Here is a 26,510-nt window from a genome sequence, read left to right on the forward strand (position 1 = left end):
GCGCGCAATGTTACGCCTGAACGCCTGATTCGTCAAGGCGTTATGCTTTGAAAAATCAAATTGGCTTCTCTACAACAAGCCCTCCTAACGAAACCTTTCAGACATAGGACAATACTATGGAATTTAATGCACAACCACCAAAGCCGGCACGCTATTTTTTGTACGGACTTTAGACAGGTTGAATTGAATTTTCGAAATAAGCATAAGGTGGGTTTGATAATCCTCTAAAAAACACCGGAAAAACCGACTGCACAACAAGCAACGCTTTTAAACGTCGGCTATGCCGACGGTCCAAAAGGGGAACAACCAAGCCGGCCTTGATTATGAGCACTTTTTTATTCCACCTTCCACCAAATCAGTGCCCATTTGTGTTGTCCGTGCGCAATGGGTTCGTTGTTCTGTTGTTTTTGACGATAAAACGCCGCCAGCCCCTGTTTTTCTTTTTCACTCAACTGTCCTAACGAAAATTCGACGGAGTTGAGTAAATCCTCGTAGGTCTCGCCCATAAAACGACCGGATTCCGTTTCGATGAAATTCAGATTGGCTTGAATGCCTTTTTGGTAAAGCCGATTAAGCAAATAAATGTAACTCGGAAAGCCGATGTCTTCGCGCCCGATGGCGCTGAAAACCCCTTCATCTAAAAAATGCCGTTGTGTGATAGACGTAAGATAAACGCGTTTTTTCGCTTTGGTGCGAAGTTTGTCGATCATATCGTCCAAATCATCCACCAAAGTGGAACGCGACGCTAAAACCACATCCGCCTGCGGCACATCTGCCCAATCCTCCACCCAGGAACGGTGAATTAAGGTGACATTTTCCAGTTGCAGCTTTTGCTTATAATCCGCCAGCACATCAAGCATCCCCACGCTGTAATCCAACGCGTAAACCTGTCGGCATTGTTGCGCCAAAGGAAGGGCAAAGGTGCCCGGTCCGCAACCGATGTCGAGCACGGTTTCATGCGACTGCACCTGTATGGTTTGCAGCAATTGCTGATTGTAACGACTGGTTTTGCCTACCGGATTTTCCGCCATTTTCGTCGCCTTTTTATCCCATTTTTCCGATGGCAAATTGTAATGATGGCAGGCGATAAGATGTTGTTTATAGAGTTCGTTAAAATCAATGTCGTCAATAGTCATGTTTTTTCCTACTCCTAAAAGTGCGGTCGTCTTCGAGAATGAATTTTACTGCAATGCTATATGCTTTTAAATATAACGTGAGCAGGATTTACGCTATAAAAAACCGCACTTTGATTGCTCAAAAGTGCGGTCGGTTCTACAAACAATTCTGGTTAATGATTTATCTCACCTTCAATCGGTTTGATGTTTTCATCAAATTCCGGTACCGGTTTGTGTTCGCTTGCGATGTAAGAATAAATCACCGGCAACACGAACAAGGTGAACAGCGTACCGATTGCCAAACCGGCAACGATGACGATACCGATACTGAAACGGGACACCGCGCCGGCACCGGTTGCGTAAAGCAACGGAATAAGACCGGCAATCATCGCAGCGGTAGTCATCAGAATCGGACGCAACCGCACTTTCGCCGCCTCGGTAATGGCTTCAATACGGGTTTTACCGTGGTTTAACTGTTCTTCTTTCGCCACTTCACACATCAAAATACCGTGTTTGGTGATCAAGCCCACCAGCGTAATCAAGCCCACCTGCGAATAAATGTTCAGGGTACTGCCCGCCACGCCAATAAAGCCGAAGAAGTTGAGTGCCAACAACGCACCACTAATTGCCAGCGGTACGGAAATCATGATCACCAATGGGTCACGAATGGATTCAAACTGAATCGCCAGCACCAAGAAGATGATAACCACCGCCAACACGAAGGTCACCGCTAAGGCATTGCCCTCTTGTACCAACTGACGCGCTTCGCCTTTAAAATCGTAGTTATAGCCTTGTGGTAATAACTCTTGGGCGTTGTCTTGCAACCATTGGATGGCATCCCCGATGGAAGAACCCGGCATTGGCACAGCACTGATTACAGCAGAGTTCAACTGGCTGAAACGTGGTAATGAGCTTGGCTGCGGTTCTAATGACATAGTAACCAGGCTACTTAACGGTACAGATTTGCCGTTGGCTGCGCTGACATAATAATTTTTCCAGCTTTCCGGCGATAAACGATTTTCACGTTTTACCTGTGAAATAATTTTATAGGCGCGACCGTCAATATCTACCCGCTCAACCGTTGCTGCAGAAAGAAAACTACCCAATGTGGCACTGATTTGTTGCATGGTGATGCCGTAAGTACCGGCTTTTTCACGGTCTATTTTAATGTGCATTTGTGCCGTATCAAATTTCAAATCCAAGTTCGTGTAAACGAATTTACCTGATTTTTGCATCGCTTCCAAAAATTTACCGGCAACACTTGCCAAATCATTATAACCTTGTGATGTACTAATGATAAAACCAATTGGTGGTCCTTGTTCTCCGGTGTTAATTTCCGGGAAAGCGAAGCCACTGACGGACACTTCCGGAATGGATTTCGCTTTGTTGTTCAATTCTTCCAATACTTGCGCCTGACTCTTGGAACGTTCGCTCCAGTCTTTTAAGGTCACTACGTTAAGAGATTGGTTGGAACTCGGCACACCGGAAATGGTCATGGCGAACTGCACTTCAGGCGTGTTGGTCAGAATTTCCTGGTACGGTGCCATGGCAGCTTGCACATAATCCACGTTCACGTTAGAAGGTGCAGAACCGATTGCCAAGAATGCGCCCTTATCTTCCGCCGGCGTCAACTCGCTGGATAGCGATTTAAACAACACCGGCAGGGTCGCAAAAATAATAGCAGCGAACACCAACATACATTTACGGTTTTGCATCACTAAATCCAAAATGGATGCGTAAATATTGTTAACCCTCGTTAAAGTGCGGTTCACACGTTCTTCCAATTTACTTGGTTGATCGTGTGCTTTCAGTAATTTACTGGTCATCATCGGCGACAGAGTTAATGCCACGATACCGGAAATGAACACCGCTCCGGCAAGGGTTAAAGCAAACTCTTTAAATAACGTACCGGTAATCCCGCCCATCAATGCCATCGGAGAATACACCGCAATCAAAGCGATAGTCATAGAAATCACCGGCACGGCAATTTCACGGGTCCCGATAATCGCTGCGCGGAATGGAGTTTCGCCCAGTTTAATGTGACGGTCAACGTTTTCCAATACCACAATAGCATCATCCACCACCAACCCAATCGCCAAAATCAAGGCAAGCAAAGTCATCAGGTTAATGGAGAAATCCAAGGTTTGCAGCATCATGATTACCCCGATAAGGGAAATCGGAATGGTAATTACCGGAATTAAAATCGCACGGAAGGAACCGATAAACATGGTAATCACCACCAATACGATAATGGTCGCTTCAATGATGGTTTTCACCACTTCATCAATGGAGTTATTGATAGCAATAGTGCGGTCATACAAAATGTCGGTTTGAATGGCATCCGGCAGGTTATTTTTAATGTTTTCATACAACGGCAGAATTTTTTCCGCTACGGTTAACGGGTTTGCGGAAGAGGTCGGATTAATCGCCAACACCACCGAATCGGCACCATTCGCCACCGCACGGGCGGTATCGCTGGATTTATTCAATTCAATATCCGCAATATCACGTAAGCGAACCAATTTATCGCCACTGGAATACACAATAAGTTTGCTTAATTCATACACGGATTTCGTGGTGGTATCCACTTTGTTTTTATATACCACATAAAAACCGTTATCGTTACCTGCCGCCGTTTGCACGTTATTTGCCGACAAGGCGGACATCACTTGTGTCGCGGAAAGATTTTGCGCCGCCATTTTTTGCGGATCCAACCAAATACGCAGCGCATATTCGGAGGCCCCGAAAATTTGCACGCTCGCCACCCCTTCAACGGTGAAGAACTGCGGTTTTACCACACGTTCAATGTAGTCGGTCACCTGGCTGGCATCTAATTTACCGGAGCGGAAGCTAATATACATAATCCCCGAACCACCGGTTGATGAGCTCACTGTCGGGTCTTCTATCCCCTTTGGCAACTCGGAACGTACCGAGTTCACCTTCGCCAACACATCGGCAAGTGCTGCGTTCGGGTCAGTATTTAATTTCATTTTTACCGTAATGGTAGAGCTGCTCGGGCTACTAGAGGAAGACATATAATCCACGTTATCTGCCTGCGCCACCGCTTCCTCCAGCTTCGAAGTTACAAATGCCTGGATCAAGTTGGCATCTGCACCAGGATACACTGTGGAAACCTGAATTACGGTTGTGGTCATTTTAGGGTATTCACGCACCGTCAATTTGGAAATCGCCTGCAACCCAAGAATGATAATTAACAGGCTGATTGAAACCGCAAGTACCGGGCGTCGAATAAATATATCGGTAAATTTCATTCGCTGGTCCTAATTAGAGGTTAGTTTTACTTGCCGGTTGAGTGGTACCCACGCCTTGTTTATCCACAACAATCACTAACGAGCCGTTGCTTAAACTTTGCTGACCGCCGGTAATGATTTTATCGCCGATTTTCACTTCATCGCCTTTTAATTGAGAATAGATGCCTTGGCGATCTTTGGTAAATACGGTGATTTGATGGGCGCGGTACATTTTGTTTACATCGCCTTTTGAGGCGAATTTTTCTTTTTCTTCATCAGAAAGTGCGGTCAAAATATAAAGTGATTCGCCATACATGTTGTAGCTCACCGCCACTTGCGGCACCACGATTTGATCGTATTCCGTCTGCAATGCCACGTTTAAACGGGTAAACATACCGGATAATAATTTCACTCCATCCTCCGGCTCGAATGTGGCTTGCACATCAACTAAACCGGTAGAAGAACTGATTGCCGGTTCGATAGCAGTCACTTTCGCAGCAAAGGTTTCCCCTAAGCGGGCATCGGCAGTGGCAGTCACTTTTTGACCAAGACGTAATTCATCCAACAAATTTTGTGCAATGGAAAAATCCACTTTCATGGAACTGCGGTCTTCCACACGCACGATTTCGGTGCCGTTTGATACATATTGCCCCACATTCACTTTCACAATACCCGCCTTGCCGTCAAACGGTGCAAGGATTTGGCGACGCTCAACGGTGGCTTTTAAAGATTCCACATTGGCAACCTGCGCATCATACGCTGCTTTGGCGTTATCCAATTCCTGGCGGGAAACGCCACCGCTTTTTGCCAGATTCGCATAACGTTGATAGGTTTGACGCAACGAAATCACTTGCGCTTCGGCAGCCCGTAAACCGGCGCGTTCAACGGAACTATCTAATTCCACCAACACATCACCTTTCTTGACGTTTTGTCCGTTCTCCACTAAAACTTTTGAAATCGTACCCGCACTTTGTGCACTTAATATAGCCCCTTGGTTCGGACGCACCAGACCGGTGGTTTCAATAACCGGTGTCCACTGTTGCGAAGTAACAGTCATTGCTGTCACCGGTGACGGGGATTCGCCTTGATTGGCAAGGAAATCCGCAATGCCTTTTGATTTCATATAATTCATCACAATCATTGCGGCAAAAAGTAATACGAATACACCCAAAGCCAGTTTCAAAAAGAACACATGGGAACGCTTTGGTCTGTTGATTTGAGCTGAACTCATAAAAACTCCGTAACTATTTCTTGAATTAATTTTTAATAGCAAGCCAAGTCCGTTCAATGACGGCCTCCAGCATTTCCATTGAAACCTGCGCGCAAAAATGTCGGCATTTAAAGGCGATATTGAAAGCACTTTCCAATGAAATCGCAAATAAAATAGGAGGAGGCACATCAGCCAGTTCTCCCGCCGCCTTTGCTTTGACGCAAAAATGATACCAGATGCTGTCACTTTCCCATTTTTGACAAATATCGGAAAAGCCCGGCAAAGACTCGTATTGCCCCATATTCGCCATGATAGTAGGTTCCGCTTCTAAGAAATGCCAAATATTCCACCACATTTTTCGATATTGCTGAAAAAACGGCTGCCTCTCATCATAGCCTTCCTTCAACACATCCTGGAAATTTTGAAAAATATATCGGGCAAACTGGGTCAGCAATTCCTCTTTATTTTTAAAATAAATATAAATCGTCCCCGGCGAGATTTTTGCTTCTCTGGCAATCTTGTGCATAGACAAGTTTGGCAGCCCCACCGTTGCCATTAATGCATCGGTGGCAGTAAAAATCCGCTCGATCATATCCGTTTCAGATTGATTCATAGTAAATTAATAAATTGAGTTAATCGTTAGAAGTGCGGTGAAAATTTTTTTCAAATCGCACATTTAGGTAGGTTACAAACAGTCAATACATTGCGCTGAATGAACGTTCATTCATTTTATTGATTTTTTCTTGTTTGGCAAGCTGAAAATAAAAAAAGTGCGGTGATTTTTTACCGCACTTTCTCATTCATCTTGACGATTACATCCCGATAACTACGCAACTAATCACGCTTTTGGCTTTTTCCTGCATCTTCACCGCGGCATTACGATCACCTGCCGGACCAACCACCACGCGGTTCCAATCGGCACTTTCATTCACCCTCGCCGGCAAGCCGAGTATCGCCAGACGCGCCTGTAAATTTTCTGCTTGCCCTTTGTTTTTGAAAGCACCGCATTGTAAACCGTATTTTCGCTCGCCGCCATTGGATGCCGGGGTTTGCGGTGGCGCAGGTTGCGGTTCAGGTTTCTTTGTTGATTCGGCTTTCACCGTTTGCTCCGCTTTTTTCTCTTCTCTCGGTGGTGTAGCTTTCTTCGCTTCTACCACTTGAGGCTGCGGTTTTGGTTGTTGTTGCGGCGGTTGCTGCGCTGTAAATTGACCAGACTGTTGTGCCGCTTGTTGTTGAGCTTCTGCCGCTTTGGTTTTCGCCAGCTCTGCCTGTTTCTGTTCTTTTTCCATTGCCTGTAAAATCTTGCGTTGTTCTTCCGTTAAACGCATATTTTTATCTAACGATTTCGGGTTGTCATCAATAGGCACAGTGCGGGTTTCCAAGGCTTTAATATAGCTCCACACTTCTTCCGGACGATTCGGTAACACGCTTTTCGGTTGCGTTTTTTCTGTGGTTTCTACCGGTTGCACCACCGGTTCCGGCGCTTTTTCTTTTAATAAATAAAGACCGAATGCAAACGCCGCCACAATCACGCCGGCAATGACAAATAATAGGGGTTTATTACTTTTTTTCTGTTTCTTCTTTTTCTTCGCGCCATTGCGGGCGGCGTAATCACGTTGTGCCACAATAAAACCTGTCTCAATAAAACCAAATGAACAATGAAATCACAATGATAAAAAATGCCGATAATTCTACGCAAAAATTGTGCCATTGACTACCGCAATCGCGAATAAACTAACTCAGATCCAACGGATCCACGTCTAAAATCCACCGCACTTTTGTGGGTTGATCGCCCTGATAACACCAAAATTCCATCAACACCTGCTGCAACGCCGCTCTGGAAGGATGCTGCAGTAATAGCTGCCAACGATATTGCCCCGCTTTTTTACTGAACGGCGCCGGCATCGGACCGAGAATTTGCAACTCGGGCGCCGTGTTTCGCTTAATCTGTTGTAAATATTCGACAAACTGCGCCAGCAATTGTTCAGCTTCTTCGCTATAACGGCTTTGCGCCTTGAATAATGCCTGCGAACCGAAAGGCGGCAAACCCATACTTTTACGCAACGCCAAGGCATTTTGCGCAAATTGGTTATAACCTTTTTGTAACAGACTTTGCAGTAACGGGTGCTCGGGGTAATGGGTTTGCAGTAACACTTCGCCTTGCTGTACACCACGCCCTGCACGCCCCGCCACCTGCATATAAAGCTGCGCCAATCGTTCTTCCGCACGAAAATCCAATGAAAATAAGGCGCTATCCACATTCACCAATGCCACCAGCGTGACATTCGGGAAATGATGCCCTTTCGCCAGCATTTGAGTGCCGATAAGAATTTGACTTTTGCCTTGGTTAATATCTTCCAAATAGCCTTCCAGCTTGCCTTTACGTGCCGTTGTGTCGCGGTCGATGCGGGCAATGCCGTAGTGAGGAAAAACGTCTTTTAAGGTGGCTTCCAGCTGTTCCGTACCCAAGCCCGTGGTGATTAATTGTGTGGAACCGCAATTGCCGCATTGGCGTGGAATCGGCTTCTGCGAAGCGCAATGATGGCAGCGCAACACATGATGTTGCTGATGATAGGTGTAAGGCTTATCGCAATGGCGACATTCCGCCATCCAGCCGCATTCGTGGCACAACAGCACCGGCGCAAAACCGCGCCGATTCAAAAACAACAACACCTGATTGCCTTTTTCCAAATGCGCCTGCATACGTTTTAACAACACATCAGACAGCCCGTTGTGCATAGGTTGACGTTTTAAATCGATAATCTGCTGTTTAAGTGCGGTGGAATTATTGGCTTTTTCCGACAACGACAAATGGCGATATTTACCGCTTTGCACATTATTCAGGCTTTCCAAACTTGGCGTTGCCGACCCCATTAAAATCGGGATATTCAGCTGTTTCGCATACACAATCGCCAAATCACGCGCGTGATAACGCCAGCCGTCCTGCTGTTTGAAAGAGGCATCATGTTCTTCATCAATAATAATCACGCCCAACTCGGAAAATTGCGTGAACAACGCAGATCGGGTGCCGATAACGACCGCACTTTGCCCGTTGCGCGCCCGCTGCCACACCTGCAAACGCTGCGTGTCGTTCAGATTGGAATGCAGCACGTCAATGACCACATTAAAACGCGCCTGAAAACGCCGCACCGTTTGTGGCGTTAAACTGATTTCCGGCACCAACACCAGCACTTGCTTGCCTTGCTGCAAAATCTCTTCGATAAATTGCAAATAGATTTCCGTTTTGCCGGAACCCGTCACGCCGTTCAACAACCACGGGACAAAACCCTGAGTAAATTTCAACTGACTGAACACTAACGCCTGCGACTTGTTTAAGGTTAAACGATCCGCCTTATTCACAAGCGGCTTATCGCCTAATTGTTGCTGCCAGGTTTGGATTTCCGTTTCCAGAGCAACTTCCGTGACGTAATCTTTGGCTTTCAGCACCGACCAAATCGCCGCACTAAAAGGGTTGTTGCCTTTCTCCGGCAAATCATTCGCCGCCTGCAACGCTTCAAGCTGCTTCTTCGCGCGTTTCAATAAGCCCTGCGCCAATGCCTGCTCACCAAGTGCGGTCGGTTTCCAAAAAACACTTGGGTTTTCCACCGCACTTTCGCCCTGCCGCAATTTCACCGGCAACGCCTGCGACAACACTTCCCCCAAGGGCGCGTGATAATACCCCGCCGCCCACTGCAAAAACTGCCAGCTTTGCGGAGAAAATAAGGAAACCTCATCAATGCAAGCCAGCACTGTCTTCAACTGCTCCGCAGGCACATCCGACTGCTCCGCCACCTCAACCACCATGCCAACACGCTTCTGCGCCCCAAACGGCACCCACACCCTCGCCCCCACGACAGCATTCAGCGACGCCGGCAAGATATAATCAAAATAGTGATGTAACGGCACAGGAAGCGCAATTCGGGCAAATGACATGAACGGAAATTCAGTGAAATAAAATGGGCTCGGAATATAGCATTTTGGGGGATTGTTGTCTATTTGGGGGAGAATAGCTCTGTTGTTTGGGGTTTAATTTCACTTGGATAAGGGATAAAATACTGTCAAATTTAAGAAGCAAGAAATGCGTACAGGATGAATGAAAAAGCATCTTAGCTAAGAAGCAAATATGAAAATTTATATTTCCCTCTTTTGAGTATCAATCCATGAAAAATCACAATGAAAATCAATCAATTACAATAGTAACGGCATTCTTTGATATTGGTAGGGGTGACCTCCAATCAAAAGAAGAATTTCCTAGTTACCTCACCAGAACAAATGATACCTATTTTGAATATTTTACCAAACTGGCAACTTTAGATAATCCAATGGTAGTTTTTACAAGTTACGAGCATATTGAGAGAGTAAAGAATATTAGAGGAACCAAACCTACAACAATTATCCCATTTGATATTAATAAATTTCGTAAAACCTTAGATTCAATTAAAAATATTCAAAAAAGTGAAAGCTTTACTTCTAAAATCAATCCAGAAGTGATCAAGAACCTTGAGTATTGGCTTCCAGAATATGTCTTAATAAATAACTTAAAACCATACTTTTTATATAAGGCAATAAAGTCAAAACTAGTTAAAACCGAACTTGTAGCATGGGTAGATTTTGGATATGTAAGAAACGATGAAACGCTGAATAATATCAAAGAATGGCGGTATAATTTTGAACTAAATAAAGTAAACTTTTTTACAATAAGAAAAAATTATAAACTAAAATCAAAAGAAGATGTTTATCATGCAATGTTTAATAATATTATATATGTTATTGGTAGCGTAATAGTCAGTTCAAGAGAACAATGGAAAATTTTCTTTAAAGATATTTTATCCACACAAAAGAGGTTACTTAGAACACAAATAGTAGATGATGACCAAGGTGTTTATCTAATGTGCATTTTTAATAAAAAGGATAATTATAAACTAAATTACTTAGGAAAAGACAATTGGTTTCATATATTTAGAAAATATGATAAAACCAGTAAAATATCATTAAAAGAAAAAATAAAAGATATATTTATCTAACTTAATCTACTGGTATTTATTTTTTAAATACGCATAAAAACTACCTGTCTCACACTTTGCCACATAAGTTATTTTATGCTGATTACATTTTGCTGTAATCTTATCTAACTTATTTTTATCAAAAGGATTATTCAACTCAGAAAATAATAAATGTGGCAAAGTATCATCAACCAATTCAAACTCTTCAATCAAATTTTCTTTTTTTAGCTCATCGAAGAGGATTTGAAAAAAGAAGTAGTGAGGAATATTCTCCTGTGTTTTCCAAAAAAATAATAGCAACTGAAGTAAGATATGTATTGTTACATTTCCTTTTTTAGAGATAATAAAGCTATTTAAAATATTTACCCGACTTTCTTTATCCCATAAAAAATACTCTCTATTTAGATTCTTCCACATTGCCTTATTAGTTGCTTTAGGGCTTCGAGAAAACATGAAAAAATCTGAACTGCCTAATTGTTTTGTAATAGGTGCTGTAAATAAAATTGTTGCATCAACCCATATTCCACCATAGCATTCCAACAAAGCTAACCTAAGCAGGTCTGAGAAAAATGCATGACGAAAATTAGGATTCTTTCTTTTTTCAGAAACGAAATCAGAAAATTCAATATATTCAATCAAATTTTTATCATCCAGATAGATGACCTCATAATCACCTTTATTTTCTTGAACTGAACGACGACAGATTTTAACAATATCAGGCAATTCTTCACTTTCCCAACCCTGTCCCCAATATTGCCAAATGATTTTCTTATTCCCTAAATCCTTTTTAGGCTTAACCATAATTTCATCTAATTCACCATTAAGATAAAGGGAAATGACCTCTTTCCAACAATTTGCAACATGATTTTGTTGAGATAAATTAGCTTTTTTGGCGAGCCATCTACGAATCGGTTTTGGAATCAAACCGGTATAGAATATTTTATAAGGTTTATTGCTTATTCTATGAATAACATTAAAAAATGTTGCATTAGATGAAAACAAAGTTGAGAGTGAGGAATATTCTTTTTTCATAATATCATCTACATAAAACGAACTATTTCTTTACCTAGTATTTCCCTAATGCGTTGTTGTTCTTTCCATTTTTCTTTATTTATTGCCCGTATAATATTCTCTTTTATTCGGGATAGGCGTTGTTTTAATGTTTTCTTTTTTCGTATTTTAGGTTTATTTTTTCTTTCTTGTTCCAAATTGCTCACTAATAAGCTTGCCTCTTGATTTAATTGTAATTCCTGAACACAAATCGCCGGATTCAGTTGATATATCCGATAGCCGGTAGCGTTAATCTGTTGATTAAACATTATTTCATCAATCGGTTTAATTTCTTCTGTGGTAAGCTTTTCAAACAACGCAATGAGATATTTAGCCGCGCCTTGAGATATTACATATCCTGCCGTGCCAAAATGCTTGGACGTTAAAATATCAATATCACGTTGCTGAAAAGGAGGAATCTGCACTTGTTTTTCAAGCTGAACGGGCATGAGAAAAGTTTCTAAACGCAGGACAAAAATCTCTTGAAAATTGAACCGCACTTTTAGCCATTCGTCTTCGGCAAGAAATTTATTAGCATTCTCGCCAAGCAAAATATCATCTTCAAAAAGCGTAACGTAGTCTAAGTTTTCATAAATACATTTCTTCCACAGCATGAAGTGGCTCATTAAACAGCCTTTTTCTCCCATGGTGAGCTGAGCGGCGTTCGCAACATTCGGAAGATAGCGCTGCAAATGATCGGTCAATTTATCGGATGGCGTAAAAGCATCAAAAAATTCAAAGGGAATATTTTGATGAGTAAATTGTTCAATAATGTGGTTTCTGCGTTGTTCAGCCGTCGAAATGCTGATAACAAAATTTTTATTTTCCGTGGAATTCATAGAGATACATGAAATTGTGCCTTAGGCTAGGCGCTATCTTACTATCTTAAGACAATGAAATGAATATCTCTGCTCATAAAAAGATAACCTCGCAGCCACATGGTGCTGCTTGAATTGCACTTTTTTTTTCTGTAAAATTCGCAGCCTTACACACAAACGTGCCATTTTAGAATGGCGTAATATTAATCTCATGCGGTGTCAGGGATTGCTTCTGCGATTGGCTTGATAGCGGCATGGCTTCAAATTTGAGGTTTTCTATGAAACAAGGTATTCATCCTGAATATAAAGAGGTTACTGCGACCTGTTCTTGCGGTAACGTGATCAAAACCCGTTCAACCTTAGGCAAAGACATCAACCTTGATGTGTGCGGTAAATGTCACCCATTCTACACAGGAAAACAACGTGTTGTTGACACCGGTGGCCGCGTTGAACGCTTTAACAGCCGTTTTAAAATTCCAGGTACAAAATAATCTGAATTTTAGCCCTCGCGATTGCGGGGGTTATTTCCATTCGACCTTAAGGTAATGTGTTTATGGATAGCGCATACAATCTTCCCCCAATCTTCGTTATCAGCTTAAAAAACTCTCCCCGTCGTGAATTTATAGCAAAGCGTTTAAATGGGCTTGGCTTGCAATTTGAATTTTTTGATGCGGTTTATGGAAAAGCGTTGAGCGAAGAAGAGCTTGCCAAGGTGGATTATCAGTATTATCAGGATTTCGATAATAAACGTCTAACGCTGGGTGAAATCGGATGTGCCTTAAGTCATATTCAAGTATATGAACACATCAAAAAAAATAATATTGCTGAAGCCATCATTTTAGAAGACGATGCAATTGTTTCGACCCACTTTAAAGCGATTTTGCAGGCGGCTATTGAGAAACTGCCTTCGCGTTACGAAATTCTCTTTTTCGATCATGGCAAAGCCAAATCTTACCCGTTAATTAAAAAGTGCCTGCCTGAAGGTTATAAACTGGTTCGTTATCGCTACCCTTCAAAAAATTCCCGTCGCTCGATCATGAAAGCAACCGCTTATATGGTCAATCAGGCTGGCGTAGAAAAACTCTTAAAATACGCCTATCCTTTGCGTATGCCGGCGGACTTCGTTACGGGTTTTATTCAAAAAACACGTATTCACGCGTATGGCGTTGAGCCCTCCTGTGTCTTTGAGGGCTTAGCGGTTGAAAGCGAAATTAATTCTATTGAAGATCGATACAAGAAAGCATAAATGAAAGCATTACTCCGAAAAATCCGTTTAGCCTTAGGCAAAATGTTGCTAGACAAAAATGTTCAGGGGCAGCCTTTGCCGACAAATCCGAAAATTATTGTGTTACAACAAGACGGAAAAATCGGAGATTATATTGTCAGTTCATTTATCTTCAGAGAATTAAAACGACATAACCCCAAAATACAGATTGATGTTGTATGTTCACCTAAAAATGCCAATTTATTTGAACAAAATCCATCTATTGATCATTGTTTTATTTTAAATAGAAAAGAACATTGCGCTTACAGCAGAATGGGAAAACAGCTTTCACATGAACATTATGATGTATTAATTAATTTACCGGTATTATTACGGAGTCGTGATTTGTGGCTAACCCGATTAATTCATGCAAAAAATAATATCGGCTATAAAAAACAAAACTACAAACTATTTAATTTGAATGTCACTCAAGACCAATTACATTTTTCCCAAGTTTATGCAGAAGCCATTAAATTATGTGGTGTAAAAGATATTAATCTTGAATATGACATTCCAAATCACAGTGATAAAAAAGAAGATATTGCAAATTTCATACAAAAAAATCATCTTGTCGATTGCATCGCTATAAACTTTTTTGGTGCAGCCGGCACCAGAAAATTTACGGAACAAAACATTTATCGGTTTATCGAAAAATTTAAAGCCGAAAATAAAAAAGCGCTGTTACTAACCTACCCCGAAGTAACCCCTTTGTTAAAAACGATAGCAGAAAAATATACCAATGCTTTTATCTATGAAAATACTGAAAATATCTTTGATACGATAACATTACTTCATTATACTAGCCTCGTTATTTCTCCTGATACGTCTATTATTCATATTGCAGCAGGATTAAATAAAAAAATTATTGGATTTTATAAGCTCGCTGATAAAGAAAACTTTACGCATTGGAATCCAAACTGTAAAAATAAAACATATATCCTTAATTTTATTGAAAATGTCAATGAAATCTCTCCCGATGAAATTAAATCAGAATGGTTAAAATAAATTAATTTTATGTCAATAACAAAAAAACTCGTTGCTAAATTAGCCGGAAAACGAAAAGCAGAAAACATAGATTTAATAATGATTAAATCGGTGTTGTTAAAACCCATTGGCGATGCTATTGGCGATGCCGTTGCCCATACCGCGCATTTAAAACAATTAAAACTTGCCAACCCGGAACTGGTGATTGGCGTGATCGTCACAGAAAGGAATCGGGACATTTTTGCTTGTTCCGATTTAGTTGATGTTCTCCTGGAGGACAAACCTTTAACCTATATTTCTCAATTTCGCAAATGGGATCTCTATTTGGATTTTCAGCCAACTTACACCACTAAGTCTATTATTTTAGAGAAGCTGTTATCACCGAAGTACATTATTGTGTTTAATAAAAAACATAAGGAAAATTATAATTTAGATACAATCAAAAATTATAATTTCGCTTGTCCACAAAATGACACAACACATATTTCTGAATATTTGAATGATTCTGCCATTTCTGCTTATTTAGATCCAAAGGCTGTGGAATATGCTTTAATAAATCAGGAAACCATTAGATTTGAAGTGCTTTGGGGCGATAAAGTGAGAATTTTATTGGCACCTGAAGGCAGTACCAGAAAAATTCCGGCAAGCGAATTTGCCGAATTATTAAATTCACTTTCCCCAACGATTGTAGAAAATGTACTTTTTGTGCTAACAAATACGAAAGAAAGTGCCACTTATTTCGAAGAATTAATTTCATTATGTGATAACAAAATTCAGATAAAATTATCACCTAAAACCACAATTCAGGAATATATCCAGCTTGTTTCTTCTGCGGATTTAATTATTAGTGTTGATAGCGGAACGGTTCATCTTGCTACAGCCCTGCAGAAAAAAGTCTTGGCATTTTATGCGCGGAATATCGCCAATTTTTGCCGCTGGCAACCTAAAGGCAAAGCAGAAGTGCCTTATAAAGCGATTATGAGCAAAACCGAAAGCGATTCCAACAATCACACCTGCGATTTCCCCATGGACGAAGCGGCAGATTGGGTAAATCACTTATTTCAAACACTGCCGAAACACTAAGGTTATCCCTTCTTCTGGCACGTCGGGCAATAAAAACTATTCCGTTGCCCGATGACTAAACTCTCGATTTTTGTACCGCACTTCGGACATGGTTTGCCTTTGTTGCCGTAAACCAGCAATTCTTGTGCAAAATACCCCGGTCTGCCGTCGGGCTGGAGAAAATCTTTTAGCGTGGTGCCGCCTTGTTCAATGGCTTTGGCAAGCACCGATTTAATGGTATCCACCAAGCGTTCGCATTGTTTTCGAGTTAGATTAGCGGCGAGCTTCAAAGGATGTAACCCGCACAGAAATAGACTTTCATTGGCATAAATGTTGCCAATACCAACCACCACGGTGTTATCCATTAATACGGTTTTAAGTGCGGTTGTTTTTTTGTGTAATTTTTTAAACAAGTACTCTGCATTGAATTCCTCTGATAGCGGCTCAGGTCCCAGTTTTAAGAATAAATGGAATTCATCCAATTTTTCCGTCCAGAGCCAGGCACCGAAACGGCGGGGATCGTTATAACGCAGTAATTTGCCGTTATTCACCACAATATCAAGATGATCGTGTTTATCAATCGGGCTGCCATGAAACACAATACGCACCGTTCCCGACATCCCCAAATGTCCGATGATGTAACCCTGTTCGGTGTGAATAACCAGATATTTGGCGCGACGGGTTAAATCCAAAATTTTTACATGATGCAACTCTGCCAATTCAGGCGATACAGCCCAGCGCAGTTTCGGCTGGCGGACTACGATTTTTTCAATAACATAATCTTTCAGATAAGGACTCACACCGCGTACGGCGGTTTCCACTTCAGGCAGTTCGGGCATTTCTTTCTCCAAAATCCGTGGGGCGGGAAAATATTGATACAAAAAAACCCGAACAAGATCGGGTTTTTCAATTCGTACAAATTATTTGATTTTTGCTTCTTTATAAACAACGTGTTTACGCACTACAGGATCAAATTTTTTGATTTCCATTTTCTCAGGCATATTACGTTTGTTTTTTGTTGTTGTGTAGAAATGACCTGTTTCAGCAGTAGAAACTAAACGGATTTTCTCACGAGCACCTTTTGCTGCCATTTGTTAGCTCCTTAGATTTTCTCGCCACGAGCACGGATTTCAGCTAAAACTGCATCAATGCCTTTTTTATCAATAATACGCATACCTTTTGCAGTTAAGCGTAATGTTACGAAACGGTTTTCACTTTCAACCCAGAAACGGTGTGTGTGAAGGTTAGGAAGAAAACGACGACGAGTCGCATTCATTGCATGTGAGCGGTTGTTCCCCACTGCCGGACGCTTGCCTGTTACTTGACAGACTCTAGACATATTAATCTCCAATAATGAAATATAAGCTCGAGCTTACGGTTCGGAATACTTCAAAAATAACTTTTGAGAGTGACCTCGTCAGGTCGCAACCCGACCCGCGTACTATATTAAAGGTCGTGCATTATACTCACTTTATCTTGTATTCTCAAGCCTAAATCCTGAATTTGCTTACATTAAAGCTAAAATTTATCTAAAAGTGCGGTGGATTTTAAAGAAGATTTTGTTCCGCAAAGGAAAAATAACGTCCATTGCCGATCACGAAATGATCCAGCACGCGAATATCCACCAAATCCGCCGCCTGTCTGATGGTGTCGGTAATTTGTTTATCGGAAATGCTCGGTTCCGCCACGCCGGAAGGGTGATTATGCGCCAAAATAATCGCCGCCGCATTACAAGCCAAGGCTTCTTTAATGATTTCACGCGGGTACACCATCGCTTTATTAATGGTGCCGAGAAACAGGCGTTCCTGCTTAATCAGGCGATGTTGGTTATCCAGAAAAAGCACCATAAAAATTTCCCGCTCGATATTTGCCAGCTCCGTCTGTAAGTACATTTTCACAATGTCGGTTGAAGTAAAACAGTGGGTCTCTTTTAATTCTGCAAACAAATAACGGCGGGTCATTTCAGTACAGGCTTGCAGCTGAATAAACTGCGTAACACCAATGCCTTTCACAGCGCAAAACTGCTTTTGGTCGGCACGAATTAACTCGCGTAAAGAACCAAAATGTTGCAATACATTTTTCGATAACTGCATCACCGGGCAGTCCTTAATTCCCGTACGCAAAAAGATCGCCAATAGTTCATCGTCCGTCAAAGCGGCAGCACCGTATTTTAATAGCTTTTCCCTTGGCATTAATGCTTCATTCATTTGCCGAACCTCTCTAAAAACAAAAGATTCGCAATTAATTCATAATGTTATCAAAAATTGGAAAAGCCCGTGCAAAAGATGGAACCGGGATCGCAAAAATAAGATTTTTGATTGAATAATAATTCAAGTAGAATAGGCAAACTCATTTTCCAGCCGGGCAAACCATGGGGTTTAAGCATGATAAATATAGAAAATAAACGCATTGTCGTGGGCATTACGGGCGGAATTGCCGCTTACAAAACCATTGAATTAATTCGTTTATTACGCAAAGCCAATGCGCAGGTTCGAGTAGTATTAACCCCCGCCGCGGCAGAGTTTGTCACACCGCTCACCTTGCAGGCAATTTCCGGCAACGCTGTGGCACAATCCTTATTGGATCCGCAAGCGGAGCTGGCAATGGGTCACATTGAATTGGCAAAATGGGCGGACGCGGTGCTGATCGCCCCTGCCAGTGCAGATTTTATTGCCCGTCTCACCGTGGGCATGGCGAACGATTTATTATCCACCCTTTGTCTTGCCACCAACACACCGATTTTGCTGGCACCGGCAATGAATCAGCAAATGTACCGCCAGGCAATAACGCAGCAAAATCTGACCGCACTTTTAAGCCGAGGCGTGCAACTTATCGGACCGAATAGCGGCGAACAAGCCTGCGGTGATGTCGGTGCCGGGCGAATGTCCGAACCGTCGGAAATTTTCACCGCACTTTGTGACCATTTTGCCATACAACAGGATTTGGCGGGCATAAATGTTGCCATTACCGCCGGTCCGACCCGCGAAGCCATCGATCCCGTGCGTTATATTTCCAATCACAGCTCCGGCAAAATGGGCTTTGCCATTGCCGAAGCCTTCGCCAAACGTGGGGCGAATGTCACCTTAATCGCAGGTCCTGTTAATCTTGCTACGCCGAAAAACACTTCCCGCATTGATGTGACGTCCGCGCAGCAAATGTGGCAAACCTCCCTTGAGTGCGCTGTGAAAAGCCACGTCTTTATTGGCTGCGCCGCCGTTGCGGATTATCGCGTTGCCGACATTGCCGAGCAGAAAATCAAAAAATCCGGTGAGGAAATGACATTAAAACTCATTAAAAACCCCGACATTATTACCGACGTTGCCTATCTTGCCGAAAATCGTCCGTTTGTGGTGGGCTTCGCTGCCGAAACGCAACATTTCGCCGATTACGCCAAAGATAAATTACAACGCAAAAATCTCGATATGATTTGCGCCAATGACGTGTCCGGCGGGCAGGTTTTCGGCGCGGATCAAAATGCGTTGCAACTGTTCTGGAAGGGCGGCGAAAAAGCCTTGCCGTTGGCGGATAAAAATACATTAGCGGAAATGTTGGTCAATGAAATTGTAACGCATTATGGGAAATGAAAAACGCCGTAAAAAATGACCGCACTTTATGATAAAAATCACCGATTTCTTTAAAGGTAAACATCACAATGAAAAAAATTGACGTAAAAATTTTAGATCAACGCATTGGTAAAGAATTTCCTCTGCCGGCTTACGCTACGGAAGGTTCCGCCGGTTTGGATTTACGTGCCTTAATTGACGAATCTATTGCGATTCAACCGGGCGAAACCACACTTATCCCGACGGGATTATCTATTTATATTGCCGATCCTAATTTGGCGGCGGTAATTTTGCCGCGTTCCGGTTTGGGGCATAAACATGGCATTGTGTTGGGCAATTTGGTGGGGTTAATCGACTCCGATTATCAAGGCCCGTTAATGGTTTCCGTGTGGAATCGTGGCGACGAACCGTTCAAAATTGAAGTAGGCGATCGCATTGCCCAATTGGTTTTCGTGCCGGTGGTGCAAGCGGAATTTAATATCGTCAGCGAATTTAATGCCACGGAGCGTGGTGAGGGCGGCTTTGGGCATTCGGGTAAACACTGATGGAACAGGCGAATAAACGTAGTATCAAAGAACGCCGCCAGCAAGTGCTAACGGTGCTTACCCATATGCTCCATTCCGAACGTGGTATGGAACGCATGACCACCGCCCGTTTGGCGGCGGAAGTGGGCGTGTCGGAAGCGGCGTTATACCGTTATTACCCGAGTAAAACCAAGATTTTTGAAGCCCTTATTGAGAACATCGAAAGCACGTTGCTTAATCGGATTTCGCAGTCCATCAAACACGAAACCAACACCATGCAACGGGTAAAAGACATTATGCAGATGATCTTGGATTTTGCCCGCAAAAACCCCGGTTTAACCCGCGTGTTAACCGGTCACGCGTTGATGTTTGAAGACGCCAAATTACAAGCCCGCGTCGCCACCTTTTTTGACCGCTTGGAATTGCAATTTGTGAACATTCTGCAAATGCGAAAATTGCGTGAAGGACGTGGCTTTAACGTGGATGAACGGATTATCGCCGCCCACTTGGTGACCCTCTGCGAAGGGCAGTTTATGCGTTATGTGCGTTCCAACTTTCGCCATATGCCGAATCAGGGTTTTAACCAGCAATGGCAACTGATGGAAAGCTTATTTGCATAATTTATTTATTTAGGTAATATGTCGTGATTATTCCTTGGCAAGAGTTAGCCGAAGAAACATTGGTCAATATCGTGGAAAGCGTTATTTTGCGCGAAGGGACCGATTATGGTTCACATGAACAGACTTTCGAACAAAAAAAGAAAGCATTGCTGAACAGGATCCGCCAGGGAAGCGCGGTGATTGTTTGGTCTGAATTACATGAATCTATCGACATAAAAGATAAAACGGAATTTTTTAGATAAACTGCTTAGTTTTTCATAATTTAGATGGAGGTTTAACGTGCAGGAACAAAACGCACAAGCTACGCAATCAATGGATCCGACACTTGAGTGGTTTTTATCCCACTGCCACATCCATAAATATCCGTCTAAAAGCACATTAATCAACGCCGGCGAAAAAGCCGAGACACTTTATTATTTAATTCAAGGCTCCGTGTCCGTTTTGGTCAAAGATGAAGACGGCAAAGAAATGATCCTCACCTATTTAAGCCAAGGGGATTTTTTCGGCGAAGCGGGCTTATTTGAAGAAGGACAACGCCGTTCTGCGTGGATTAAAGCAAAATCCTCCTGCGAAGTGGCGGAAATTTCTTATCGTAAATTTCGCCAGCTGATTCAAGTCAACCCTGAAATCCTGATGTATCTTACTGCCCAATTAGCGTATCGGTTACAAAACACTTCGCGCCAAGTAAGTAATTTAGCCTTTTTAGATGTCACCGGTCGCATTGCGCAAACCTTGCTCAATCTGGCAAAAATGCCGGAAGCGATGACTCACCCGGACGGTATGCAAATTAAAATCACCCGCCAGGAAATCGGACAAATGGTCGGTTGTTCGCGGGAAACCGTCGGGCGTATTCTGAAAATGCTGGAAGATCAACACCTCATCTCGGCACACGGCAAAACCATCGTAGTTTACGGCACTCGCTAAAAACATCTTTAAAAGAAACCGCACTTTATGTTGATCGACTCAAGTGCGGTTTTTTTCTTAGGCGTTTTTCTGCCTAATGGCTAAACAAAAGGTCTGAACACTTTCAGACCTTTTGTTTAATCAAGCCATCGTTTAACGCATCGTTACAAACTCTTCCGAACCTGTCGGGTGGATTGCCACGGTGTTGTCGAAATCGGCTTTGGTGGCACCCATTTTGATGGCGACAGCAAAGCCTTGGATCATTTCGTCCACACCGAAGCCGATGCCGTGCAAGCCGACGATTTTCTCTTCTTTACCCGCGCAAACCAATTTCATGCGACAAGGTTGGCGGCGTTGGGTCACTGCGCTGTACATCGGGGTGAAGCTGGATTTATACACTTTCACGTTTTCCGCGCCGTATTGTTCAATAGCTTGCGGTTCCGTTAAACCTACGGTGCCGATTGGCGGGTGGCTGAATACCACTGTCGGCACAAGGTTGTAATCCAAATACTCGTTTGGTTTATTATTGAACAAACGCTCGGATAAACGACGCCCGGCGGCAACGGCAACCGGTGTTAATTCGATACCGCCGTCAATAATATCGCCCACTGCGTAAATGCCGGGTACATTGGTATTTTGATATTTATCCACTTTAATGAAACCGCGATCGTTGGTTTCCACGCCGATGTTTTCCAAACCGATTTTATCCGTTGCCGGATCACGCCCGATTGTCCAAACCAAACAATCTACGATAATTTCTCTATCGTGATCGAATTTCACGGTTAAAGATCCATCTGCATTTTTGATGACTTCTTGCACCGTGGTGTGTTTATGCAAATGAATGCCGTCTTGCTCCAACACTTCCACCAGCGTTTCAACGATCAACGGATCCTGATTACGCATCGGCGCGTGACGACGCGCTACCAAGTGAGTGTCGGAACCTAAACTATTGAATACGCCGGCAAGTTCCACCGCGATATAACCCGCCCCGATAATGGCAACGCGTTTTGGTAGCGCATTCAAAGCAAATACCCTATCAGAATCAATGCCGTATTCCACGCCTTTTACCGGCGGATGGCTCGGACGACCACCGGTCGCGATTAAAATATGGTCAGCGGTCACTTGTTCGGTGGAACCGTCTGCAAGGGTCACTTCAACGGTGTTTTTATTCACAAATTTAGCGAAGCCGTGAATCACATCGACGTTATTTTTCGCCAATACATTGTTATAAGAAGTATGAATACGATCAATGTAGGCTTGACGGCTTTCCACCAACTTGGCGAAATCAAATTTTTTTACCTCCACATCAAAACCGTAATCTAGTGCATAATGATTAATCGCTTCCGCAATTTGTGCGCCGTAAAACATCACTTTTTTCGGTACACAACCCACATTTACACAGGTTCCGCCCAAATGTTTCGCCTCAATAATGGCACATTTTTTGCCATAACTCGCCGCGCGGTTAATGGAGGCAATACCGCCGCTACCACCGCCGATAGCAAGGTAATCATAATGTCTGCTCATAGTCTTTTCCTTAATGAATCAATTGGGCGCTATTCTGCCCAAAGGGTGTTCACAAATCAAACAAATAGGATAAATCGGTCCAATCGGTATTTTCTTATTCCGGCGTAATCCAATTTACCGACCAACTACCGGTACCTTGCGGTATAAGTGCGGTGGTTAAATAAGGTAAAATGGATTTCATTTGTTGCTCCAGCGTCCAAGGCGGATTCACCACAATCATCCCGCTCGCCGTCATCCCGCGTTGATCGGAATCCGGGCGCACTGCCAGTTCGATTTGCAGGATTTTACGAATCCCCGTGGCTTCCAAACCTTTCACTATCCGCTTGGTTTGCTGACGCAGCACCACCGGATACCAAATAACATAAATGCCCGTAGCAAAGCGCTTATAGCCCTCTTCAACGGCTTTCACCACCAAATCGTAATCTTCTTTTAACTCATATGGCGGATCAATCAACACCAGCCCTCGCCGCTCTTTTGGCGGCAGGGTGACTTTGACCTGTTGAAAACCGTCACCGATTTTTACCGTCACATTATCAAATTCTTTAAAATTATTGCGTAACAGCGGAAACTCGCTCGGATGAAGTTCCACCAGCAACGCACGATCCTGCGGACGCAATAAATTCGCCGCCAACAACGGCGAACCCGCATAATAGCGCAATTCCTTGCCGCCATAATTGAGCTTTTTAATTAACGCCACATAACGTGCCACTTCTGCGGGCAAGTCCTCACGCGCCCACAAACGACCAATGCCGTCCACATATTCCGCCGTTTTCTCCGCTTCCGCACTAAGCAAGCGATAACGCCCCGCACCGGAATGCGTATCTAAATAATAAAACCCTTTTTCTTTTTGTTGCAGGCTTTCGATAATCAGCATTAACACAATGTGCTTCAACACATCCGCATGATTGCCCGCATGAAAACTATGACGATAACTGAGCATAATCCCTACTTAAAAAACATTTGAAAAGCTGACCGCACTTTTCCCGAAAGACAAAGCCCGACAATTGCCGGGCTTCATTTGAGCGAATGGCGGTTTAGAACAATTCTTCCGGTTGACCGCCCGGTGAACTGTCGCCATCGAGAAGTTCGCTTGGTACATAGTAGCCGCGTTCTTCCACATAAGCACGGGTTGGTTCCGTTCCTTTAATGAAATATTCCACGCGCCCATCGTTAGCCAGTAAGCCGGAGCGTAAATCAATGTGTTTTTCTACGATATTGGCAGGCATCGGCAATGCACGTTCCGGAATATCCTGCAAGATCGGCTTCATATAAGCAATCCACGCCGGCATCGCACTTTTCGCACCGGCTTCACCGCGACCTAAATTAAAGCGATTATCGTCAAAACCGATATACACCGCCGTAGTCAGATTTGCCCCGAAGCCGGCATACCACGCCACTTTGGAGTTATTCGTCGTACCGGTTTTGCCGCCGATGTCTTTACGTTTAATGTCATTTGCCATGCGCCAGCTGGTACCTTTCCAGCCAAGCCCCTGTTCGCCGTAAATTGCGGTACTTAACGCACTACGAATTAAGAACGCTAATTCACCGCTAATCACACGTGGTGCATATTGCACTTCGGAACCATTGGTTTTTGCATCCGCCATGAGGTTCAGATTTTCCTCTTTCACCACATCGACACGCGGTTGCAATTCCGGAATATCCGGCACGCTTTCGCCTTGGTCTACTTCTTCGCCGTTAGTAGATTCATCGGTGCGGGCAAATTCGTCAGCCGGCGTTAAGTCGGTATTTTTAAAGCCGTCCAATTTTTCCGTTTCGCCGTAAATCACCGGAATATTGTCGCAGGTCGGGCACGCTACTTTCGGGTTCGCCACGAAAATTTCTTTACCGCTATTATCTAAAATTTTATTGATAATATAAGGATCGACCAAATAACCGCCGTTATCAAACACCGCATAACCGCGTGCCATTTCTAACGGCGTGAAGGATGCCGCGCCCAAAGCAAGGGCTTCGCTGGCAAAATATTGATCCCGTTTGAAACCGAAACGTTGTAAGAAATCTGCCACGAAATCAATGCCCGCCATTTGCATGGAGCGAATGGCAATCATATTTTTAGACTGACCTAATCCCACGCGCAAACGCAACGGACCGTCATAACGATCCGGCGAGTTTTTCGGACGCCATTCTTTCTGTCCCGGTTTTTTCAGCACAATCGGCATATCCTGCAACACGCTGGATAAGGTTAACCCTTTTTCCAATGCTGCCGCATAAATAAACGGTTTAATGGAAGAACCCACTTGCACCAAAGATTGAGTGGCGCGGTTAAATTTGCTTTGTTCAAAACTGAAACCGCCCACAATGGCTTCAATAGCGCCGTTGTCGCTGTTTAAGGAAACCAAAGCGGAGTTGGCCTGCGGGATTTGCCCCAGCATCCAGCCACCTTTGTCATTTTTACGAATCCAGATTTGATCACCCACTTTCACCGGATTAGCTTGCCCTGTCCAACGCATTGCGCTGCTCGGCAGCGTAATTTTATCACCGGAAGCCAGTAGGAGCTCCGCGCCGGATTTGGCAACGCCGACTGCCGCCGCCGGAATGAAGGGTTCGGAATTCGGTAATTTTTTCAGGAAACCGATAATGGTGTCGTTGTCCCAAGGCGCTTCGTCTTTTTTCCATAAAGGCGCGCCGCCACGATAACCATGGCGCATATCGTAAGCGATTAAGTTATCACGTACCGCTTTTTGTGCGGTTTCCTGATCTTTGGAAAGCACAGTGGTGTAAACTTTGTAACCTTTGGTATAGGCATTTTCCTCACCAAAGCGTCTCACCATTTCCTGACGCACCATTTCCGTCACATAATCCGCACGGAAATCCATTTGCGCCCCGTGATAACTGGCGACAATCGGCGCTTTTAATGCCGCATCATATTCTTCTTTGGAAATGTATTTTTGGTCCAACATACGCCCCAACACCACATTACGGCGCTCCAGCGCACGTTTCGGCGAAAACAGCGGATTCATTGTGGAAGGCGCTTTCGGCAAGCCCGCAATCACCGCCATTTCGGATAGGGTTAATTGATTCAATTCTTTACCAAAATAGGTTTTTGCCGCCGCCGCGACACCATAAGAACGGTAGCCCAAGTAAATTTTATTTAAATACAGTTCGAGAATTTCGTTTTTATCCAACGCATTTTCAATATCAATTGCCAAAATCGCTTCTTTGGCTTTACGGATCAGGCTTTTTTCCGGCGTTAAGAAGAAGTTACGCGCCAACTGTTGGGTGATGGTACTTGCCCCTTGAGACGCGCCGCCTTTGGTCACGGCAACCATTAACGCACGCCCGATGCCGATCGGATCCAGCCCGTGGTGTTCATAGAAACGGCTGTCTTCCGTTGCCAACACGGCTTGAATGAGTTTTTCCGGAATATCCGCCAGTTTCACCGGAATTCGGCGTTGCTCCCCTACTTCCCCGATAAGTTTGCCGTCGGAAGTGTAAATTTGCATCGGCTGTTGCAGCTCAACGGTTTTCAGCGTTTCCACATCCGGTAAATCGGATTTGAGCTGGATATAGAACATACCCGCCACAATGCCGCCAAGAATAAATAAAGTTAATAAGGAACTTAATATTAATTTTGCGATCCGCATCGAAAATTTCTCACTTA

General features: G+C 43.5%; 25 protein-coding genes. 10 read left to right on the top strand and 15 right to left on the bottom strand.

From position 1 onward, the window contains the following. Window positions 1-335: 335 nt before the first annotated feature. From LIN98_RS02840 to priA, 6 genes are all read right to left on the bottom strand, one after another. The gene (locus tag LIN98_RS02840; protein WP_005544922.1) at window positions 336-1,136 is read right to left on the bottom strand and encodes a class I SAM-dependent methyltransferase; all 801 of its coding nucleotides are present in this window, start codon (window positions 1,134-1,136) and stop codon (window positions 336-338) included. Window positions 1,137-1,288: 152 nt separating this feature from the next. After that, window positions 1,289-4,387, bottom strand: coding sequence for a multidrug efflux RND transporter permease subunit AcrB (gene acrB / locus LIN98_RS02845; protein WP_005571608.1), 3,099 nt, complete (start codon window positions 4,385-4,387; stop codon window positions 1,289-1,291). Between the two features lie 13 nt (window positions 4,388-4,400). Next, complete coding sequence (acrA, locus tag LIN98_RS02850; RefSeq protein WP_025298248.1) at window positions 4,401-5,597, bottom strand: multidrug efflux RND transporter periplasmic adaptor subunit AcrA; 1,197 nt, start codon at window positions 5,595-5,597, stop codon at window positions 4,401-4,403. A 25-nt stretch (window positions 5,598-5,622) separates the two neighbouring features. After that, a complete protein-coding gene (locus LIN98_RS02855; protein WP_005544928.1) occupies window positions 5,623-6,189 on the bottom strand; it encodes a TetR/AcrR family transcriptional regulator in 567 nt (188 codons plus the stop codon). A 199-nt stretch (window positions 6,190-6,388) separates the two neighbouring features. Next, a complete protein-coding gene (gene ftsN, locus LIN98_RS02860) occupies window positions 6,389-7,201 on the bottom strand; it encodes a cell division protein FtsN (protein WP_005544930.1) in 813 nt (270 codons plus the stop codon). A 109-nt stretch (window positions 7,202-7,310) separates the two neighbouring features. Next, a complete protein-coding gene (priA, locus tag LIN98_RS02865) occupies window positions 7,311-9,509 on the bottom strand; it encodes a primosomal protein N' (RefSeq protein ID WP_148322111.1) in 2,199 nt (732 codons plus the stop codon). Window positions 9,510-9,736: 227 nt separating this feature from the next. On the opposite strand from priA, the gene yibB reads away from it, so the two are divergent. Next, window positions 9,737-10,600, top strand: coding sequence for a protein YibB (gene yibB, locus LIN98_RS02870; RefSeq protein ID WP_025298247.1), 864 nt, complete (start codon window positions 9,737-9,739; stop codon window positions 10,598-10,600). Window positions 10,601-10,606: 6 nt separating this feature from the next. On the opposite strand, the gene LIN98_RS02875 is transcribed toward yibB, so the two are convergent. Continuing rightward, on the bottom strand, window positions 10,607-11,611 hold the full coding sequence (locus LIN98_RS02875) for a capsular polysaccharide synthesis protein (protein WP_025298246.1): 1,005 nt from the start codon (window positions 11,609-11,611) through the stop codon (window positions 10,607-10,609). A gap of 8 nt (window positions 11,612-11,619) precedes the next feature. Further along, the gene (locus tag LIN98_RS02880) at window positions 11,620-12,468 is read right to left on the bottom strand and encodes a glycosyltransferase family 25 protein (RefSeq protein WP_005566799.1); all 849 of its coding nucleotides are present in this window, start codon (window positions 12,466-12,468) and stop codon (window positions 11,620-11,622) included. A gap of 257 nt (window positions 12,469-12,725) precedes the next feature. Here LIN98_RS02880 and rpmE point away from each other — a divergent pair, with 257 nt between their 5' ends. From rpmE to LIN98_RS02900, 4 genes are all read left to right on the top strand, one after another. Next, complete coding sequence (gene rpmE, locus LIN98_RS02885; RefSeq protein WP_005542845.1) at window positions 12,726-12,938, top strand: 50S ribosomal protein L31; 213 nt, start codon at window positions 12,726-12,728, stop codon at window positions 12,936-12,938. Window positions 12,939-13,000: 62 nt separating this feature from the next. After that, the gene (locus tag LIN98_RS02890) at window positions 13,001-13,693 is read left to right on the top strand and encodes a glycosyltransferase family 25 protein (RefSeq protein ID WP_005542843.1); all 693 of its coding nucleotides are present in this window, start codon (window positions 13,001-13,003) and stop codon (window positions 13,691-13,693) included. Then, a complete protein-coding gene (locus LIN98_RS02895; RefSeq protein ID WP_005566800.1) occupies window positions 13,694-14,716 on the top strand; it encodes a glycosyltransferase family 9 protein in 1,023 nt (340 codons plus the stop codon). Window positions 14,717-14,725: 9 nt separating this feature from the next. Then, on the top strand, window positions 14,726-15,778 hold the full coding sequence (locus LIN98_RS02900) for a glycosyltransferase family 9 protein (RefSeq protein WP_050846296.1): 1,053 nt from the start codon (window positions 14,726-14,728) through the stop codon (window positions 15,776-15,778). Window positions 15,779-15,780: 2 nt separating this feature from the next. Here the strand turns inward: LIN98_RS02900 and mutM are convergent, their stop codons facing one another. From mutM to radC, 4 genes are all read right to left on the bottom strand, one after another. After that, on the bottom strand, window positions 15,781-16,596 hold the full coding sequence (mutM, locus tag LIN98_RS02905; RefSeq protein ID WP_005544946.1) for a bifunctional DNA-formamidopyrimidine glycosylase/DNA-(apurinic or apyrimidinic site) lyase: 816 nt from the start codon (window positions 16,594-16,596) through the stop codon (window positions 15,781-15,783). A gap of 81 nt (window positions 16,597-16,677) precedes the next feature. Continuing rightward, the gene (rpmG, locus tag LIN98_RS02910) at window positions 16,678-16,848 is read right to left on the bottom strand and encodes a 50S ribosomal protein L33 (protein ID WP_005544948.1); all 171 of its coding nucleotides are present in this window, start codon (window positions 16,846-16,848) and stop codon (window positions 16,678-16,680) included. A gap of 11 nt (window positions 16,849-16,859) precedes the next feature. Further along, window positions 16,860-17,096: a 50S ribosomal protein L28 gene (gene rpmB, locus LIN98_RS02915; protein WP_005542826.1), complete on the bottom strand. Its 237-nt coding sequence runs from the start codon at window positions 17,094-17,096 to the stop codon at window positions 16,860-16,862. A gap of 208 nt (window positions 17,097-17,304) precedes the next feature. Further along, complete coding sequence (gene radC, locus LIN98_RS02920) at window positions 17,305-17,964, bottom strand: RadC family protein (protein WP_005544952.1); 660 nt, start codon at window positions 17,962-17,964, stop codon at window positions 17,305-17,307. A gap of 177 nt (window positions 17,965-18,141) precedes the next feature. On the opposite strand from radC, the gene coaBC reads away from it, so the two are divergent. The 5 genes from coaBC to crp all read left to right on the top strand — a co-directional run bounded on the left by coaBC (window position 18,142) and on the right by crp (window position 21,388). Continuing rightward, window positions 18,142-19,341 carry a bifunctional phosphopantothenoylcysteine decarboxylase/phosphopantothenate--cysteine ligase CoaBC gene (gene coaBC / locus LIN98_RS02925; protein ID WP_148326224.1) on the top strand — a complete coding sequence of 400 codons (1,200 nt, stop codon included), beginning with the start codon at window positions 18,142-18,144 and terminating at the stop codon, window positions 19,339-19,341. Window positions 19,342-19,409: 68 nt separating this feature from the next. Continuing rightward, window positions 19,410-19,865, top strand: a complete 456-nt coding sequence (gene dut, locus LIN98_RS02930; RefSeq protein WP_005569502.1) for a dUTP diphosphatase — start codon at window positions 19,410-19,412, stop codon at window positions 19,863-19,865. Further along, a complete protein-coding gene (gene slmA / locus LIN98_RS02935; protein ID WP_005540234.1) occupies window positions 19,865-20,464 on the top strand; it encodes a nucleoid occlusion factor SlmA in 600 nt (199 codons plus the stop codon). The genes dut and slmA overlap by 1 nt, the downstream gene beginning before the upstream one ends. 23 nt (window positions 20,465-20,487) lie before the next feature. Beyond that, window positions 20,488-20,706 (top strand): YheU family protein, encoded by a 219-nt coding sequence (locus LIN98_RS02940; protein ID WP_005540236.1) that lies wholly within the window; start codon window positions 20,488-20,490, stop codon window positions 20,704-20,706. A gap of 70 nt (window positions 20,707-20,776) precedes the next feature. Further along, window positions 20,777-21,388, top strand: a complete 612-nt coding sequence (gene crp / locus LIN98_RS02945; protein ID WP_230583193.1) for a cAMP-activated global transcriptional regulator CRP — start codon at window positions 20,777-20,779, stop codon at window positions 21,386-21,388. Window positions 21,389-21,520: 132 nt separating this feature from the next. Here crp and gorA read toward each other — a convergent pair whose 3' ends face one another. From gorA to LIN98_RS02960, 3 genes are all read right to left on the bottom strand, one after another. After that, on the bottom strand, window positions 21,521-22,891 hold the full coding sequence (gene gorA / locus LIN98_RS02950; RefSeq protein ID WP_148326223.1) for a glutathione-disulfide reductase: 1,371 nt from the start codon (window positions 22,889-22,891) through the stop codon (window positions 21,521-21,523). Window positions 22,892-22,985: 94 nt separating this feature from the next. Then, the gene (locus LIN98_RS02955; protein ID WP_005544967.1) at window positions 22,986-23,831 is read right to left on the bottom strand and encodes a 23S rRNA (adenine(2030)-N(6))-methyltransferase RlmJ; all 846 of its coding nucleotides are present in this window, start codon (window positions 23,829-23,831) and stop codon (window positions 22,986-22,988) included. Between the two features lie 94 nt (window positions 23,832-23,925). Next, complete coding sequence (locus LIN98_RS02960; protein WP_005566815.1) at window positions 23,926-26,493, bottom strand: penicillin-binding protein 1A; 2,568 nt, start codon at window positions 26,491-26,493, stop codon at window positions 23,926-23,928. Window positions 26,494-26,510 lie beyond the last annotated feature (17 nt).

Origin of the sequence: Aggregatibacter actinomycetemcomitans, assembly GCF_023518055.1 — a bacterium.
Taxonomy (GTDB): domain Bacteria; phylum Pseudomonadota; class Gammaproteobacteria; order Enterobacterales; family Pasteurellaceae; genus Aggregatibacter; species Aggregatibacter actinomycetemcomitans.

Bases quoted from the DNA above. Each gene is read 5' to 3' on its own strand.
- LIN98_RS02840 (WP_005544922.1), bottom strand. From the start codon at position 1,136: ATGACTATTGACGACATTGATTTTAACGAACTCTATAAACAACATCTT.
- acrB (WP_005571608.1), bottom strand. From the start codon at position 4,387: ATGAAATTTACCGATATATTTATTCGACGCCCGGTACTTGCGGTTTCA.
- acrA (WP_025298248.1), bottom strand. From the start codon at position 5,597: ATGAGTTCAGCTCAAATCAACAGACCAAAGCGTTCCCATGTGTTCTTT.
- LIN98_RS02855 (WP_005544928.1), bottom strand. From the start codon at position 6,189: ATGAATCAATCTGAAACGGATATGATCGAGCGGATTTTTACTGCCACC.
- priA (WP_148322111.1), bottom strand. From the start codon at position 9,509: ATGTCATTTGCCCGAATTGCGCTTCCTGTGCCGTTACATCACTATTTT.
- yibB (WP_025298247.1), top strand. From the start codon at position 9,737: ATGAAAAATCACAATGAAAATCAATCAATTACAATAGTAACGGCATTC.
- LIN98_RS02875 (WP_025298246.1), bottom strand. From the start codon at position 11,611: ATGAAAAAAGAATATTCCTCACTCTCAACTTTGTTTTCATCTAATGCA.
- LIN98_RS02880 (WP_005566799.1), bottom strand. From the start codon at position 12,468: ATGAATTCCACGGAAAATAAAAATTTTGTTATCAGCATTTCGACGGCT.
- rpmE (WP_005542845.1), top strand. From the start codon at position 12,726: ATGAAACAAGGTATTCATCCTGAATATAAAGAGGTTACTGCGACCTGT.
- LIN98_RS02890 (WP_005542843.1), top strand. From the start codon at position 13,001: ATGGATAGCGCATACAATCTTCCCCCAATCTTCGTTATCAGCTTAAAA.
- LIN98_RS02895 (WP_005566800.1), top strand. From the start codon at position 13,694: ATGAAAGCATTACTCCGAAAAATCCGTTTAGCCTTAGGCAAAATGTTG.
- LIN98_RS02900 (WP_050846296.1), top strand. From the start codon at position 14,726: ATGTCAATAACAAAAAAACTCGTTGCTAAATTAGCCGGAAAACGAAAA.
- mutM (WP_005544946.1), bottom strand. From the start codon at position 16,596: ATGCCCGAACTGCCTGAAGTGGAAACCGCCGTACGCGGTGTGAGTCCT.
- rpmG (WP_005544948.1), bottom strand. From the start codon at position 16,848: ATGGCAGCAAAAGGTGCTCGTGAGAAAATCCGTTTAGTTTCTACTGCT.
- rpmB (WP_005542826.1), bottom strand. From the start codon at position 17,096: ATGTCTAGAGTCTGTCAAGTAACAGGCAAGCGTCCGGCAGTGGGGAAC.
- radC (WP_005544952.1), bottom strand. From the start codon at position 17,964: ATGAATGAAGCATTAATGCCAAGGGAAAAGCTATTAAAATACGGTGCT.
- coaBC (WP_148326224.1), top strand. From the start codon at position 18,142: ATGATAAATATAGAAAATAAACGCATTGTCGTGGGCATTACGGGCGGA.
- dut (WP_005569502.1), top strand. From the start codon at position 19,410: ATGAAAAAAATTGACGTAAAAATTTTAGATCAACGCATTGGTAAAGAA.
- slmA (WP_005540234.1), top strand. From the start codon at position 19,865: ATGGAACAGGCGAATAAACGTAGTATCAAAGAACGCCGCCAGCAAGTG.
- crp (WP_230583193.1), top strand. From the start codon at position 20,777: ATGGATCCGACACTTGAGTGGTTTTTATCCCACTGCCACATCCATAAA.
- gorA (WP_148326223.1), bottom strand. From the start codon at position 22,891: ATGAGCAGACATTATGATTACCTTGCTATCGGCGGTGGTAGCGGCGGT.
- LIN98_RS02955 (WP_005544967.1), bottom strand. From the start codon at position 23,831: ATGCTCAGTTATCGTCATAGTTTTCATGCGGGCAATCATGCGGATGTG.
- LIN98_RS02960 (WP_005566815.1), bottom strand. From the start codon at position 26,493: ATGCGGATCGCAAAATTAATATTAAGTTCCTTATTAACTTTATTTATT.